The sequence below is a fragment of the Euzebyella saccharophila genome, assembly GCF_014855495.1.
Lineage (GTDB): Bacteria > Bacteroidota > Bacteroidia > Flavobacteriales > Flavobacteriaceae > Euzebyella > Euzebyella saccharophila.
Window position 1 is genome coordinate 108,310 of record NZ_JACYFJ010000002.1, and the last position, 15,368, is coordinate 123,677.

Consider the following 15,368-nt stretch of genomic DNA (forward strand, 5'->3'; position numbering starts at 1 on the left):
CCAGTCTATATATTTTTGGAACGAGCTCCATAATCTTAATGATTTAAATTGCTGTTTATCAATTATTTAAATTATAGATTGTAATTATATTTAAATGCCCCCTTTGAAATTATTTGAGACATTTTTTCGTGTCTGTCCATGCTTTGTCCATGCCATTTTTTATGCTTCACGCTGATAATGAGGTAGTTTAGGCCTGTTGAATCCTAAATAACCTTATACAATGAAAAAAAGACCATTCCATTTCAGACAGTTATTCGTAATCCTTTTTGTTCTCTTTATTGTCGGATGTAGTAAAGACGAAGGTTCCGACACCGATGAGCCATCCATAGAGAAACCTGTGGCAAAAGACACTTTAAGTGAAGAAGAAACCGCGAAGATCAACGATTTTATCAAGGGCTTAAATTACGACCCCAGCGAACTTTTAAATGTGCAATCCTCTACAGGAAGTACTTCCAATGAGGGAAATCCTCAAAAAAATACCGATAAGGGCTATATAACGGAGTGCAAAACAGTTTATCATGACATCCGTTCCAATTTCGAAAATGTGGTGATGTTCGACCCTACCTTAGGGGTCATTTATCCGGGTGCTTTGGTGCTTGGTAATAAAGTACTGATAGAAGGGGCACCGCAACCCTTACAGGTAGATAAGGCGCCCGTAAAAATAAGGGTAGAATTACCGGGAATAGGAGAGGGCGGAAATCTGACCATAGAGAAGCCCAATTACCAAAATACCCAAGCGGAAATTGACAAGGCTTTGGAATATTGGAATTCCGATATCGCCACACAAGGTTATGCCATTGATGCCGACACTTATTTTGAGAAAACATCGGTCTATACCAGTGAACAAATGAGCTTATCCTTAAAAGTAAGTGCCGATTGGGCCACGGGGTCTTCCTTTGAATCCCAGTTCGATTATTCAAAGAGTACCGAAAAAAGAGTGGCAGCGGCACTATACCGGCAGGTCTACTATGATGTGGTGGCAGAAATACCGGACAGCCCTGCGGCCGTATTTGGCAGTAAGGCGACTGCGAGCGGACTCCAATCCCTGATTTCGGAGGATAATCCGCCAGCCTATGTTAGTTCCGTGCAATATGGTCGGATTATTATGATACGGATGGAAACCACTGATACCACTACTGATGTCAACCTGGAGGCTGTGCTGGACTACGCCACCAAAGTCAAATCAATCAAGGGTGAAATTGATGCGAGCTATGAAAAAGTTATTCGTGAATCGACCTTTAACGTGGTGACCATTGGTGGAAATGCCAAAGTGGCCACCAAGGTCATCACCGGAAATAGTTTGGAAGAAGGGGAAGGCGGCCTGTACTACGTGATTGAGGAAAGTGCCGAATACAATAGGGAAAACCCTGGGGCGCCCGTGGGTTATACCGTAAAATACCTAAAGGATAATACCATTGCCAAAATGGGTTACCAGACAGATTATAATATCGAAACCTGCGGAACTTTTAAATTTGATCATGAGAATATTGTAGTCGTAAACGATTCTAACTATGATACCAGATTCCGATTTATTTATAAAAGCGCGGGAACCAATAATGTGACCCAAACGGGATATTACACGGTTAACAATGATAAAAGGGTGGCCAAAAGTCCGCCAAACGGAGCTCATGATGTGTACGTGCAGTTTGACTTGCAAAATGCACTCTTGCAATGGGACCGGATGGGAGAATTTCACCTGAACTACTTGAGTAGCGAACGGGACTTTAAGGTCTATTGCTCTGAAAAAGATTTTCTAGGGTTCTGTAAGACTATTAGTGTAAAGGAAGATTAAATTCTAAAATTTTTGGGGGAACATTTTTTAGAACGGACAGTCCGGCACCTTAAGTTGCGATTCAACAACTTGGTGTCGGCTGTTTTTTGTTTTAATCATTGAAATTTATCACCTAAATGAATTTAAAATAAGAGGTTTCAAAAAAACCGTATACAATATTTGCCCTATCACCGACCGCCTTTATTTAGCTTTCTGCACCAATTCCAATTGGTCTACGCTCACATTGGTGGTGAACATTCCGTAGTTGACAATAGCCTTTCCTTTTTCCAGGGAATCGATACTACCTACCGCTTTTCCGTCTTGCATACGTACCCGGTCTCCCACCTTAAAAACAGGTCTAGGTTTGTTCTTTTCCTTCACAATGGCCTTTTGCTTTTCTACCTTTTTATTTTGGCGAATAACTTTGACCTCTTTTTGTACTTCTTGGGCAACTTGGGCCTTTTTTTCACGTTCCGCTTTGGCTTGTTTGGCCGATTGTTTCTTGCGTTTGCTATTTTCGGTTTCTACAATGCGCAACAGTTCGGAGACCAACGGTCTTTTCTTTTTATCCCTGAAATATTTGTCCGCCGCCTTGTTCACCTTGTTTCCCAATTGGATCATCCGCTGGTCATGGTCGTAAAGCTCCTGGTAATTTTCCAATTTGCTTTTGATTTTGGCGTTCAGTTTTTCCAAACGCGCCGCTTCCTCTTTGGCCTTGGTTTCCTCTTCCTGCAATCTGTTGCCCGTACGGGCCATTTTACTTCTTTCTTTTTGCAGTTTGGCAATAGTGGCATCAAACCGGACCTTGCCACGCTCTATCTTTTTCTTCGCTTTGTTGATCAAGGAATAGGGGATACCGTTCTTTTGGGCTACCTCAAAGGTAAAGGAGCTTCCCGCTTGCCCTAAAACAAGTTGAAAGGTAGGTTCAAGGGTGCGGCCATCAAAAAGCATGTTGGCATTGGTAGCGTGCGGTAGTTCGTTCGCCAAGGCTTTTAGATTGGCATAGTGGGTGGTAATGACACCATAGGAATTACGCTCGTAGAACACCTCTAAAAAAGCTTCCGCCAGGGCGCCCCCAAGTTCCGGGTCACTACCGGTACCAAATTCATCGATCAAGAAGAGGGTATTGTCATTGCAAAGGCGCAAAAAGTTGTTCATGTTCTTGAGGCGGTAGCTGTACGTACTCAAGTGGTTTTCTATGGACTGATTATCGCCAATATCCGTTAAAATAGTTTTAAAGAAAGAGACGGAACTCCTTTCGTGAACGGGAACTAGAAGCCCTGATTGAAGCATTACTTGAAGTAACCCAATCGTCTTTAGAGTGATACTTTTTCCACCCGCATTAGGTCCTGAAATGACGATTATCCTGTTCTCAGGATGTAGTTCTATGGTTTGCGGATAGGTCTTTTCGTTTTTAAGTTTATTGCTCAAATACAACAAGGGGTGGTAGGCCTCCCGAAGAAAAAGTCGCTCTTCCGTATTGATTTCCGGCAATAGGGAATTGGTGTCCTCTGCATATTTGGCCTTGGCTCCCACGATATCCAAATGGGCCAAATACTCCTGGTATACGGATAGGAGGTAGGCAAACGGGCGAATTTGATTGGTAAGTTCCTTTAAGATTCGTTGTACTTCTTCTTGCTCATCAAACTCCAGATTGTTTAGCTCACGGCTATATTTGAGGGTGGCTTCCGGTTCAATGTAAACTATGCTTCCGGTTTTTGAAGTACCCATAACCGTACCCTTTACCTTTCTTCGGTACATGGCTTTTACCGCCAAAACCCGCCTGTTCTCAACAACCGATTCCCGAATATCATCCAAATAATCCGACCCATTATATAGATTAAGGGCCGATGAAAAGCTTTGTCCTATTTTACCCTTTACCTGCTGAATTTCCCTTCGGAGGGTAAAAAGCTTGTCCGAAGCCTTGTCCCGCACTTCCCCAAAACGGTCAATGACGGCATCCACTAAGGCTGGAATCTCTTTATTTTCCTCAATTTCTTCGTTGGCAGATTGTAAGAGGGGGTAGTATTCCTTGAATTTTTTAAAGAACTTTTTTAGGGTGGTGACATTGGTACAGATGCTGGAAATCTTTTTGAATCCCTGAACCTCCAAAACCGTATTTTCAATCTCCAGCAATTGCAATTCCTTGTCTATTCCCTCAAAAGAGTGGGGCGGAATGCGGTTTTCACTCACAAAGGAAGATAGGTACTCGGCCGTTTGTCCCAATTGCTCCCGTATGTGCTCTTCATCGGTGAAGGGAGCGATTTCTAAAGCCAAGGCTTTGCCATGCTCGGTACGACAGCGGGCCGAAACCTGCTGTAAAACCGTGGGAAACTCTAAATCTTGTAACGTTTTTGGGTGAATACCTGCCATTTGCCATAAAAATAGGGCGCAAAGGTAGGGATTGATGGGGAAATGTAAATCCTCATTCAGTAATTGCCGCTTGCATTAATGATAACCAACCAAAAGTTCAAGGCTGCATAAAATAAAGGATTCACGTAAAAGGCCATGGCCTATTAAGGCTTTTATAGCAAATCAAACTGTTTTCATGGAAGGGAAAGCAGGCTTGCCTGCCAAGGAAGGCGTCCAAAGAGCTTTTTGCCCTGGTAAAAGCGGTCTGGGCGTTGGGGAGGTGAAAAAGTGTAGATTTCAAAAAAGCATCAATCAGCCTAGCGTTTTTTGGTTCGTTTTTTGGGCGATGCAAAAAATGAACATATAAGATATTATGGAAAATCCCAGTGTTTCTAAGATCGGGAACAATGTATTACCTCCCTTCATTTTGCCTTGAAGCAAAACGAAGCAAAAGCTCAAGGCTTCCTGAAATAGGCCTGAACGCTTCGTACTGTAACTATCGGAAGAGGAATTTTTACTTATGAGGGAGAAATGAATGTTGGAAGCTTTAATGGTCTTACGTCCTATGTCCTGCAACTTATATCGTTTTTCATATTTTCCTAACTCCTAACTCCTAACTCAATAAAACTTCGTTTCAATTCCTCACAAACGGATAATTTGAACGCTTCCGTTCTTTGCTTTCTTAATGCCCTATTTTATGAGGCCGGTTTTCTTTACGGAATTGTCCCTCCCTATAGCTCCCGATAACTATCGGGAGGGAGAGGGGACGGTAAAGTAATGGGTACATTACTTTACAGGGGTGTTTTTTTTTGTTACTTTCCACTCATTATAAATCCTTGTCTTTACCTTATATTACTGTTAGCACAAGCGTGGCTATCACCTCTATTGTTTTTTTAAGAGCATATTGTCGTGTTCCACTTTAAGGGGAATCTGCAGGTTAAATGATTTACCGTCTGTTCTGGGGTTTATATTAACTATAGAGGCAGCCGCATAGAGCACAAAGGGTACGTCATTTTCGTCAATAAGTAATTGGGGGCGCTCCAGTCTATTTAGCGTAATCGTTTCCCCGGAAATCAAACCCACCTGCTTTTTCATAAATAATGGCTGTTCGGCCTTTTGCCAATGTAGTCCGTTATCGGAAATAATCAAGGCAAGCCCCGGTTCCTTTCCTGTTATTTTTCCTGAGAAATCTTTTACAATGGCATAGAAACGTGCGGTACTTTTATGGTACCATACATATGGATCTTCTGCGGAAGCGATACGGCCGTCTTGCTGGCGAAAATCGAAAACGAAATCGTCTAATGGGGTGAAAGGGCCTTCTGGGTGATCAGAAAGGGCTAAGCCGTGAACACCACGCCAGTGCGGGTCATACAAATTACCCTTAAAATACATCAGATATTTACCGTCAGTTTCGCGATAGACGACGGAAGGATTTACTACAATTACATTATCAGGTAAAGCAACGGTACCTTCAGGAGAGGGCATGACAATATTGTCAGCTTTTACACGTGTTCTAGGGGCTAGTAGCGGATTTTGGGGTCTTCTAAAATTGCCGAAGGTTAAATCTTCAAAACTATCGAAGGCTATCACACCAATTCGGAGAGTTTGTTGCACCCTGTTTCGTTTATTAAGTTGACCTTTGACTATTTCGGGGCCGTTTCCCGGGTCTCTTCCGCCCACATAGTAGAGGTAATAGGTGCCATTGAACTCTTTTAAGTGGGGATTGGTTACGACCTGGGCATCCCAGGCCAAGGTATCGCCAACGGCCTTACGACCTTTCAGTACAATTTTTTGAAATTTAAAGTCCCGATCCGGATAATCGGAGACCGCATAGGCGATCTCGGAATATAGCACCCACGAATCTGAAAATTTTGGAATGGAATCTCCGCTATGCCAAGTGTTGTACAGCATATGATATTTTTCGTCATTACCTTTTAGCACGCTCGCCCCCCAAATAAAGCGGTGAGGATCGTTCAGCACGGAAGGGCCCATAAGCAAAGAGTCTTTTTCCACTGCATCAATGGGATGTGGTTCAACTTGTAAATTTGATTTTTGGGCTTCTACTAACAAAGTTGTAAATAGTATGACAATTGAAAGGTAGGTTGATGGTTGATTCTTAAACATGGATTTGCCAGTTTAGTTTTGGTACTGGAAAATTAGGAAAATACTTAAATTATATAAAATTCATGTTTTCATCAATTGTTCCCTTCATTTTGCCTTGAAGCAAAACGAAGCAAAAATTCAAGGCTGCATAAAATAGGCCTGAACGCTGTGCCCGGTCGCTAAATTCTCCTAACTTCTTGAAACTTCGTTTCAATTCAAACAAACGGATAATTTAAACGCTTCCGTTCTTTGCTTTCTTAATGCCCTATTTTATGAGGCCGGTTGTCCTCTTAAGGGGACTTTAGGGGTGTTTGGTTATTGTTTTCTACTCATTATAAATCCTTGTCTTTGCTTTTTTCTACTGCTGGCACGAGCGTGACGCTCGCGCCAGTGATGGATATACCATTGCACGAATTTTTAATTTTTGCCTGCTTTTCTATACCAATTGTTAGGATCCTTTAGTATTATATACATGGACCCGCCAACCATAAAGACACCCCCAATTAAAAATATGGCTCCCAACAATAGAAAATTAGTATGCTTAACTATGGTTTTACCACCAATTTTCAAACCGGTTATTTTATTGGTTCGTTCATTTATGTACAACTTAAGTCGTGGTTTGTCAGTTTGTAGTTCATCAATCGCATGTCTAATATTAGATGGGTTGACGACTCGTTTTTTAGGAATAGGAGGCCCATAATGGGTCAACAAATTATACCAGCCTTCTTTATAATTAAGGGTGTCATTGACAACTCTATTTTTTAATTTCAAGACCAATTCAAATTCTGGATTAAAACCGGTGGTGGGTATTTCATTGAAGCCAATTTGGCAGCTACTAATTTTTAGTTTTTCTTCTTTCAGATTAAATGAGTGAAAGACAAACATAAAGCCAACGACCAATGGAACTAAACCTATTACAGAAAATATCAAGGTGCGGAAGGCCCAGTATCGGGGGTATAAAACTTTATGTTCATTGTTCTTTGTCATTAATCAATATTCTTGTTTTCTGGAATTAACGGGTTGGGTATCGGCTTTTCAAGATTGTAATAAATTTGCTCTGAAATAGTAACTTCTTCATTATTATAAAATGTTCCTCTTAATGCATCTCCATTGAATAAAATTTCTCCTTTAAAATAGTACCCGGATTGAGATTTGTTTTTGTGTTCAACTAAAAGATATTTTCTATCCTTTACTGTATAATGATTTCCAGCCGGATGGTTGTTGTTTTTTAGTCTTTTTTTTAAATTGATTTCTATTGTTTAGCAAGATTATGATTTGCTTTTCCAAAAGATCCCATTCTTATAGCTTGGTCTAAATCTTTTGAAGAAGTGAATAATAGATTTGAATTATATATATGAACATATATCCTTTGTGCTTTTAGTATTGATTTCTGAAACCTACCTCGCTTAATAAATCAACTTCATTAATACTTCTATATCTTTTGCCGACAATATTCATCACTCAATAATTCCATTTAGTAATCCAATCCATTTCACTTAAATCAATATCCTCTAAATTTAATGTAGAACCATCATTTAGTTTTACCGCATTAACCCCCGCTGGCGCGAGCGTCACGCTCGTGCCCATGCAGCTGCTGTTCATAACATTGTCTCTCATAGTTCCATTATACCTAAATGCATACCTTCGTTATCTATCTTTAAAACCGTTTCATCATCGGCATAGTTCCGTGCACTGCTATATTTCCAATCAATGGGATCGGTTACAAAACCTTGTTCCACAGGATTGTTGTGAACGTAATCTATTTTTTGCTTTATGGCCTTTCCGCTCCATAATTCAACAGGTTTGTTATGCTGCTGCCAGAACTGCCTGTTTTTAACATTGCTTTTTCTTTTCCCTGCCCGTTCCATCATCCATAAAAGCCATTCTTTTCTCCTTTCCTGAGGGTTTTCTTCAATTTCTTTTATCAATTTTCTAGGTGTATAGCCCTTGAAATCTCTTAGCAACCCTGATGGGTCTTCATTTTCCGACCTAAAGACAAAGTGAACGTGGCTCGGCATAAAACAATAAGCAAATACTTCCATACCTTTTTCTGCTCATTGTTTCTTTATTCTTTCACTTTTTCTGTTTCTTATGCCCTGCTTATTCTTGACGGCACGAGCACGGATGCTCGCGCTAGCGGGGGGAATTGCTGCGTGTTATTGTCCCCTTTGAGGGGACAGTTTTGGCTATGCCAAAACAGGGGTGTTTTTCTGTTGTTTTTCACTAATTATAATTGTCATTGCCTTTACTTTTTCTGCTGTTGGCACGAGCGTGACGCTCGCGCCAGCGGGGGGGACTAGGTTTTAGAATTGAAAATTGCTGTTTACTTGAATACGATTTAGAAGCTTTTCATTACTCTTGTCAATACCTGTTTCATCAGCTAAACGTAATAGATTATTAATTTTTCTTTTCAAATCCTTAAGCTGACTGCTATTAATAGTAGTGTACTGCTTGAAACTTGTAACTTCTGTCATCAAAGATGATAAAGTCTGATAGAATGCACTCTTTGCCCTTATTTTAAATCTTTCCTTAATATCTATATGTGAAAGGCTTTTATCGAACACTTGAGTCATTTCCAATAAATCTTCTGAAATGGATTCTATTTTATGTAAATTAAAGTCGTTTACCACGGTGTATTTGTTATGCTATTAGTGATTGATGGAATATTTATGTTATTTTGATTAATATCAAAAATCAGTTGCTCGGTGCCTCCTTGTAAAAAATAATTCGAGATATTTTCATTATTTGATAAAGGTTGTTTTGCTGCTTTTCCTCTCCATACATAAATTCCTTGAGGAGGAACTTCTACTTCAATAATTTTAGTCATGCTATTCCATTCTGGTTGAACAGCAGTACCCCCGCTAGCGCGAGCGTCACGCTCGTGCCCCTTATTAATTTGTCTATCAAATCTTTTATCATTTCATTAATCCCAAATGTATATGGCATTATCTATTTTCAACACCGTGCTATCATCTATATAAGGCCGCCCCCGCTAGCGCGAGCGTCACGCTCGTGCCCCTTATTAATTTGTCTATCAATCTTTTATCATTTCATTAATCCCAATGTATATGGCATTATCTATTTTCAACACCGTGCTATCATCTATATAAGGCCGCGCGAGTTGTCCCCTTGAGGACGACCCAATGCCAACTGTGGGCAAGCTGCAACCTTGGCCAGAAGTGTTTTTCTGTTGTCTTATACGCATTATATTATCCTACATTTACTTTTTACTACTGTTGACACGAGCAAGGATGCTCGCGCCAGCGAGGGGATGCTCGCGCCAGCGAGGGAATTAGAAAAAAACGTAATACCTTCATCTTTTCTTCAATAATAATTTAACAATTTTATATAAGGAAAAACACATAGCGAAAATGAAAAACACCCTGATAGCCCAATAAGTAATAACATTTGAATTTAGAAACGTAAGTATAAGATTGAAAATACGAGACTTATAGCTACCCACATTTTCAGTATAGTCCGCTGTATATAATAGTAAAGAAGAAAGCAGAAATACCACAACCCATTCTGTTATACCAAGTTTGTTTTTTTCCTCTCTCATAATCAAAAATCTGGTAGATTTTCTATCAATCTATTCGTGAAAAACTGTCTTAAATCTGTTTTCAATCGTTCTATAATCTCTTGATTATTGGCGCCATCAATTTTCATTTCGTTTATTATTTCATAGAAACTAATATTATGATTTTTTGCTTGTTTTAAAATCAGCAAATAAATCTTAGGTCAAAAGTCCCTCGCTGGCGTGAGGGTCACGCTCGTGCCCTTTGTTAAATTGTTTATCGCTCCTTCTAGAATTCCATTTGCACAAGGTTCAAGTAAACATTGCAATTTCTTGCTAAAAATAAAAGTGTCCGCAGCCTATATCAACTACTGAACACCAATTAGTTTATAGCTAAGATATATAACAACATATTTCCATTTCTATTTTATCTGCGTCTTATCTCGACCAATTAATAAAGCCAAATCCTCCATTTTAAGTAATTTTATGCTCAGAATTTAATAATAGAAAACGAAAAACAGCCCATGGCCGTCACCATAGAAGAAAGTTGGAAACAACAGTTGAAAAGTGAGTTTGAGCAACCGTATTTTAAACAGCTCTCCCAATTCATTAAAGCGGAATATGCCCTGTACACCTGCTACCCCAAGGGAAAGGATGTTTTTGCGGCTTTTGACCATAGTCCGTTTAATGAGACTAAGGTAGTAATCATTGGGCAGGACCCCTATCATGGTCCCGAGCAGGCGAACGGACTCTGTTTTTCGGTAAAGGACGGCATCGCGCATCCACCTTCCCTCATCAATATTTTTAAGGAAATTGAAACGGATCTGGGCAAGCCCTATCCGGAAAGTGGCAATTTAGAACGTTGGGCGGCCCAAAGGGTGCTCTTATTGAACGCCACCTTGACCGTAAGGGCGCACGAAGCAGGCAGCCACCAAAAAAGGGGCTGGGAAACCTTTACGGATGCCGTTATCAAAAGGCTGTCCGACCAACGGGAAGGCCTAATCTTTATGCTCTGGGGCGGATTTGCCAAGAAAAAGGCATCGCTCATCGACAAAAAGAAGCACCATATACTCACTTCTGGGCATCCTTCGCCTTTAAGTGCTAATCGGGGGTATTGGTTCGGCAACCGGCATTTTAGCCAAGCCAATGAAATTTTGAAGCAAGCTGGGCAAGAGCCCATTAATTGGTAGCATCCACATCCGCAATGGCATCATAAGATTTTTGGGATGGGGGTTCCGGTAAGGGTTGAATATTTGGTTTTACGCGCATGTATTCACGCCACCGGTAATCTTCCAGCACTTGGCCCATCTCTGCAGTTTCACGATTGGAGAGTTTTTTGAGCAGACTATATTTGGCCCCGTAGGAAAGGGTAGGGTCTTCCTCTACCGATTTTTTCTTCACCAAAAACCGGGCAACGGTCTGCTGAAAATCCAATGCTTGGTCGGTACCCATAACCAGATAAGGTTGGTATTCCGCGGTAATATCAACCGCCTGTAAGCGGATATTTCTGTCAATTTGCAAAGCGTAATAGGTCTGTGCTTTAATGGGAGCGGTAGTTCCAAAAAATAGCATTCCCATCAAAAACACAAAAACGCCAAAGTTTCTGTTTTTCATTTTGTTAAGCTATTTGTTCTAAACGGTTACATCAATAAAAACAGCCTAAAATTAAATAACAAAAAAGGTGTTTGTCAAGTACTGAATTCTTAAAAATTCTTAAGAATTTGCTCTTCCGGGAGAATGCTTTTTACTAATCCCAAGCTATGTAGCGTTTCCTGTACTTTTTTTAGGGATGATGAGGGTAATTGTTTTTGGCTCCATTGGGTAATGGAAAGCCATTCCTGGATATCCTCCAATTGTTGTCCGTACTCATTGGCCAAGGTGCGGTCTATACTGGGAATTTGCTTGAACTCGAGTGTGTAATCGTTGATTACCTCCAAGATATGCTGGGCAGCACTGGGTTGTTCCGCTAAAAAACGGTCCGTGGCCGCAATAACAAAGCAGGGCCAAGGGGTAGGGCAGTCGCCCAAACGGCGAAAGGTACCATTATCCACCAAAGGTTTGGTGGTAAAATGCTCCCACATAAAATAATCGGCCGTGCCGGAAGTAAGGGCTTCTACGGCACCGCCAAGATTGTTAATGACTTCAAATTGTAACTGATCGGTGCTCCAGCCCTCATTTTGGGCGTTTACATACGCCATAAGGTGACTTCCGCTTCCAAACCGACTGATGGCAGCTTTTGCCGATTGAAGCTCGGAAATCGCTTTAAAATCGCTTTTTGAGCCCACATGAATACCCCATTGTAAGGGAGTAGCAATAAATTCTTGGATGATTTTTGCGGGATTACCTTCTGAAATGCTTTTGACCACCCCTTCGGTCAGGATAATGGCCAGATCGGCTTCCCCATCTTTCAGCATTTGGCACATTCTACCGGTACCTTCGGGCACATCGGTCCATTGCAGATCTATTCCTCGATCTTCGAACATGCGGTCCTCCATGGCCATATGCCATGGTAGATTAAAATGTTCCGGTACGCCTACAATTCTTACTTCTTTCATGCAAGTGGATTTAATCTATTTGCAAATTTAAGCTAATTTGACTCCTGAGAAAATGAAATACCACACCTAAAATATCGTATACGAAACTACTTATACATCTTTATTAATTGGTAGGTACGCTCACTTTTTCCTTTAGAAAACGATAAATCTCATATTGAGAACGGCACGGCTTTTTATTATTGCTGAAATAGGAGTTGCTTTCTTGAGCATCAACGTTTCTTGCTTTAACATTGTCATTTAATTGCAGCTTCAAAATATGTGATAGTTCCTTGAAAATTTCACTATCGTAAATTGGAGTAAGAACTTCTATTCTACGGTCAAGGTTTCGGGTCATCCAATCGGCTGAACCTGTATACATTTTTGGGTCACCGTTATTTTCGAACCAATAGATTCTGCCATGTTCCAGAAATCGGTCCACAATACTTGTAACTTGTATGTTTTTAGCCGCTTTTTCGTTGCCCATATGGAGAGAGCAAAATCCTCGAACTAACAACCGAACGGATACACCGGACTCCGCCGCTTCATAAATCTTAGCGATCATATCCTTGTCCTGAAGGCTGTTCATTTTAATTTTCATGCCTGCCGGGAGACCCGCCTTAGCATTTTTTACCTCCTGGTCTATCAATTGATAAAACTTGGTACGTGTTGAGAAAGGCGAAACCATTAAGTGCTTGGTGATAGGGGCGAGTCGTTTTCGTTCCAATACCTCAAAGACCTGTGCCAACTCCCCTGTAATTCTTGAATCGGCAGTAAAGAGTCCGTGGTCGGCATAAATCTTAGAGGTTTTACGATTAAAATTGCCAGTGCTGATATATGCGTAGCGCTGTAAGTTGTCTTCTTCCCGTCGCTCCACCATCATAATTTTGCTATGCACCTTAATTTCAAGGTCGCTGTGATGCACTTCGGCCCCATGTTCTTTGAGTTTTTTGCTCCATTCCAGATTGTTGGCTTCATCAAAACGGGCTTTGGGTTCTACGAACACCATTACCTTTTTTCCATTTTTAAGAGCCTTTAGTAACGCTAGTGCCAATTTGGAGTCCTTTGCAATACGGTATAGTGATATCTTTATGCTTTCTATAAGGCGGTCTACCGAAGCCTTTTCTATAAATTCCAATACGGGGTCAAATGAGTGATACGGAAAATGCACCATCTGATCGGCAAGGCGAATGGAGGCAAATATATCTTGACTGTGGCTTAAAACAGGATGGGGAAGGGGAGGCAGAGGTTTAAAATGGAGTTCCGGATTATTGGAGGGGTCCGGAAAGGACATAAAATCACTGTAATTATGATATTTTCCTCCCGGGAACATATCTACCTTGCCCAGACCCAAAATATTTCGAAGGGCTTTGCGGTCAGTTTCCGGCATACGAAAATCATAAAGTAGTCGGGTTGGCTGCCCTACTTTTCTCTGCGAAAGTGATTCTTCTATCTGGCGGGCAATGTCCCCGTCAAAATTATCCTCCCAATACAGTTCGGCATCACGTGAAAGTTTTACTTCAAATAAACATTGTATTTCCTTATTTTTAAATATATTATGTGACTCTTGTGCAATGATGTCATCTAGAAATGTGATAAAGTGTTTTTGGTCAGTTGCAGGGAGGGTCACAAACCTAGATACCTTGTCCGAAGGAATGGAAACGAAGCTAGAGCTGCCATCTGTAAACCGGAGGTAAAAGTACAAGGCGTTATTGGCCAAAAAGGGAATCTCCTCTTCAGAAACCGGTACAATTTCTAAATGTTCTTTTACTTCAGAATTAAAAAACATCCTTGCTTCTTGCTGTTGGTGTTTTGAAAATTCTTCTTTGGAAATCAAATGAATTCCATTATCCTGTAATTCTGGAATAATTTCATCCTTAAAAATACTTCCAAAGATTTCCTGTTGGGTTTCTACCCTGTTGATAATCTCCTTTAAGGTTTTGGTGGGGCGTAATTTCAATTTCTTGCGAATCTGCTTATCCACATTCTTTATCTGCCGCAATTTAGACACCCTTACCCGAAAGAATTCGTCCAGGTTAGATGAAAATATAGCTAAGAATTTAATGCGTTCATAAAGTGGATTACGCTTATCTTGGGCTTCTTGAAGTACACGCCCGTTAAAACTAAGCCAGCTTAGGTCTCGGTGTTGGTATAGTCTCTCTCTCATAGAAAGTCAAAAATAGGAAAAGAGAAAGCTTTTTGTTTAAAGGAATAGTTAAGGTGTTAACCTTGGGTAAGCTTTTCTAGGGTATAAATAATTAACTCTTCCACGCTTTTACCTGGTTTTTCACTGAATTGGCCCGTGGCTCTGTTCGCAAGAATACAATTCATGGAAACGGCCTTATGCCCTAAAAGTTTGGAGAGTGCGTAAATACCGGAAGTTTCCATTTCCAAGTTGGTGATTTGTCTGCCCTCGTGGACAAAGCTTCTTAATTTATCGTTTAGGGACGCGTCGCTCGTTTCCAAACGCAACTTTCTTCCCTGCGGACCATAAAACCCTATGTTGGTTACGGTAATACCTAATCGTATACGATTTGACAACAGTTTTTCTCCCAAATCTGCGTTATATGTAACCACATACGGACTTGATTTTTCAGCAGACCAATTGGCATGTTCCATAAAGGCTTTGGAAAATGCTTTGTCCAAGTGAGCTTCACCATCATAAAAATGCATGAGGCCATCGAAACCCATGGCCATTTCACTCATTAGAAAACTGTCCACCTCAATATCTGGCTGAATGGCGCCGGAAGTACCAATTCTAGCTATTTCCAAGCTGGTTTTGTTCTCCTTTAAGATGCGCCTTTCAAAATCAATGTTCACCAAGGCATCCAGCTCATTCAAAACAATATCGATATTGTCCGTACCAATTCCTGTGGAAATCACGGTCATTCGTTTTCCTTTAAAGCTTCCGGTATGGGTGTGAAATTCCCTTTTACCTTTTTTTACTTCAATGGTATCAAAATGTTTGGAAACGTCGGCAACACGATCCGGATCACCCACTGTAATAACGGTATGGGCAATGTCTTGGGGGAGGAGATTAAGATGGTAAATGCTTTTATCTGCATTTAAAATAAGCTCCGAAGGGCTTAATTGCATA

13 protein-coding genes and 1 pseudogene are annotated in these 15,368 nt (G+C 40.7%); 3 read left to right on the top strand and 11 right to left on the bottom strand.

Annotated features, from left to right (window positions below; genetic code table 11):
• Positions 1-220 precede the first annotated feature (220 nt).
• Complete coding sequence (locus tag IL355_RS06845) at positions 221-1,792, top strand: thiol-activated cytolysin family protein (protein WP_192461439.1); 1,572 nt, start codon at positions 221-223, stop codon at positions 1,790-1,792.
• Positions 1,793-1,972: 180 nt separating this feature from the next.
• Here IL355_RS06845 and IL355_RS06850 read toward each other — a convergent pair whose 3' ends face one another.
• Positions 1,973-4,144, bottom strand: coding sequence for an endonuclease MutS2 (locus tag IL355_RS06850; protein ID WP_192461440.1), 2,172 nt, complete (start codon positions 4,142-4,144; stop codon positions 1,973-1,975).
• A 175-nt stretch (positions 4,145-4,319) separates the two neighbouring features.
• On the opposite strand from IL355_RS06850, the gene IL355_RS06855 reads away from it, so the two are divergent.
• Entirely contained in the window at positions 4,320-4,490 is a 171-nt protein-coding gene (locus IL355_RS06855; RefSeq protein ID WP_192461441.1) for a hypothetical protein, read from the top strand.
• A gap of 515 nt (positions 4,491-5,005) precedes the next feature.
• On the opposite strand, the gene IL355_RS06860 is transcribed toward IL355_RS06855, so the two are convergent.
• The 6 genes and pseudogenes from IL355_RS06860 to IL355_RS06880 form a co-directional block, all read right to left on the bottom strand.
• Entirely contained in the window at positions 5,006-6,247 is a 1,242-nt protein-coding gene (locus IL355_RS06860) for a glycoside hydrolase family protein (RefSeq protein ID WP_192461442.1), read from the bottom strand.
• Between the two features lie 396 nt (positions 6,248-6,643).
• On the bottom strand, positions 6,644-7,213 hold the full coding sequence (locus IL355_RS06865; RefSeq protein WP_192461443.1) for a hypothetical protein: 570 nt from the start codon (positions 7,211-7,213) through the stop codon (positions 6,644-6,646).
• 474 nt (positions 7,214-7,687) lie between these two features.
• A complete protein-coding gene (locus IL355_RS19300) occupies positions 7,688-7,813 on the bottom strand; it encodes a hypothetical protein (RefSeq protein WP_262892179.1) in 126 nt (41 codons plus the stop codon).
• Positions 7,814-7,839: 26 nt separating this feature from the next.
• Positions 7,840-8,277: pseudogene (locus IL355_RS06870) on the bottom strand (transposase); the annotation flags it as partial.
• A gap of 252 nt (positions 8,278-8,529) precedes the next feature.
• Entirely contained in the window at positions 8,530-8,856 is a 327-nt protein-coding gene (locus IL355_RS06875; RefSeq protein WP_192461444.1) for a hypothetical protein, read from the bottom strand.
• The gene (locus IL355_RS06880; RefSeq protein ID WP_192461445.1) at positions 8,850-9,053 is read right to left on the bottom strand and encodes a hypothetical protein; all 204 of its coding nucleotides are present in this window, start codon (positions 9,051-9,053) and stop codon (positions 8,850-8,852) included. Before IL355_RS06880 ends, IL355_RS06875 begins: the two co-directional genes overlap by 7 nt.
• 1,211 nt (positions 9,054-10,264) lie before the next feature.
• Between IL355_RS06880 and ung the strand changes: the two genes are divergently transcribed.
• Positions 10,265-10,930, top strand: coding sequence for a uracil-DNA glycosylase (gene ung, locus IL355_RS06885; RefSeq protein ID WP_192461446.1), 666 nt, complete (start codon positions 10,265-10,267; stop codon positions 10,928-10,930).
• Here the strand turns inward: ung and IL355_RS06890 are convergent.
• The 4 genes from IL355_RS06890 to IL355_RS06905 form a co-directional block, all read right to left on the bottom strand.
• Complete coding sequence (locus tag IL355_RS06890; RefSeq protein ID WP_192461447.1) at positions 10,920-11,354, bottom strand: hypothetical protein; 435 nt, start codon at positions 11,352-11,354, stop codon at positions 10,920-10,922. The two genes, ung and IL355_RS06890, sit on opposite strands and share 11 nt — an antisense overlap.
• Positions 11,355-11,443: 89 nt before the next feature.
• Positions 11,444-12,295, bottom strand: a complete 852-nt coding sequence (locus IL355_RS06895) for a substrate-binding domain-containing protein (RefSeq protein WP_192461448.1) — start codon at positions 12,293-12,295, stop codon at positions 11,444-11,446.
• Positions 12,296-12,398: 103 nt separating this feature from the next.
• Complete coding sequence (gene ppk1, locus IL355_RS06900) at positions 12,399-14,438, bottom strand: polyphosphate kinase 1 (RefSeq protein WP_192461449.1); 2,040 nt, start codon at positions 14,436-14,438, stop codon at positions 12,399-12,401.
• A 56-nt stretch (positions 14,439-14,494) separates the two neighbouring features.
• The gene (locus tag IL355_RS06905; RefSeq protein ID WP_192461450.1) at positions 14,495-15,367 is read right to left on the bottom strand and encodes a nucleoside phosphorylase; all 873 of its coding nucleotides are present in this window, start codon (positions 15,365-15,367) and stop codon (positions 14,495-14,497) included.
• Between the last annotated feature and the right edge of the window lies 1 nt (position 15,368).

Bases quoted from the DNA above. Each gene is read 5' to 3' on its own strand.
- IL355_RS06845 (WP_192461439.1), top strand. From the start codon at position 221: ATGAAAAAAAGACCATTCCATTTCAGACAGTTATTCGTAATCCTTTTT.
- IL355_RS06850 (WP_192461440.1), bottom strand. From the start codon at position 4,144: ATGGCAGGTATTCACCCAAAAACGTTACAAGATTTAGAGTTTCCCACG.
- IL355_RS06855 (WP_192461441.1), top strand. From the start codon at position 4,320: ATGGAAGGGAAAGCAGGCTTGCCTGCCAAGGAAGGCGTCCAAAGAGCT.
- IL355_RS06860 (WP_192461442.1), bottom strand. From the start codon at position 6,247: ATGTTTAAGAATCAACCATCAACCTACCTTTCAATTGTCATACTATTT.
- IL355_RS06865 (WP_192461443.1), bottom strand. From the start codon at position 7,213: ATGACAAAGAACAATGAACATAAAGTTTTATACCCCCGATACTGGGCC.
- IL355_RS19300 (WP_262892179.1), bottom strand. From the start codon at position 7,813: ATGGGCACGAGCGTGACGCTCGCGCCAGCGGGGGTTAATGCGGTAAAA.
- IL355_RS06880 (WP_192461445.1), bottom strand. From the start codon at position 9,053: ATGACTAAAATTATTGAAGTAGAAGTTCCTCCTCAAGGAATTTATGTA.
- ung (WP_192461446.1), top strand. From the start codon at position 10,265: ATGGCCGTCACCATAGAAGAAAGTTGGAAACAACAGTTGAAAAGTGAG.
- IL355_RS06890 (WP_192461447.1), bottom strand. From the start codon at position 11,354: ATGAAAAACAGAAACTTTGGCGTTTTTGTGTTTTTGATGGGAATGCTA.
- IL355_RS06895 (WP_192461448.1), bottom strand. From the start codon at position 12,295: ATGAAAGAAGTAAGAATTGTAGGCGTACCGGAACATTTTAATCTACCA.
- ppk1 (WP_192461449.1), bottom strand. From the start codon at position 14,438: ATGAGAGAGAGACTATACCAACACCGAGACCTAAGCTGGCTTAGTTTT.
- IL355_RS06905 (WP_192461450.1), bottom strand. From the start codon at position 15,367: ATGCAATTAAGCCCTTCGGAGCTTATTTTAAATGCAGATAAAAGCATT.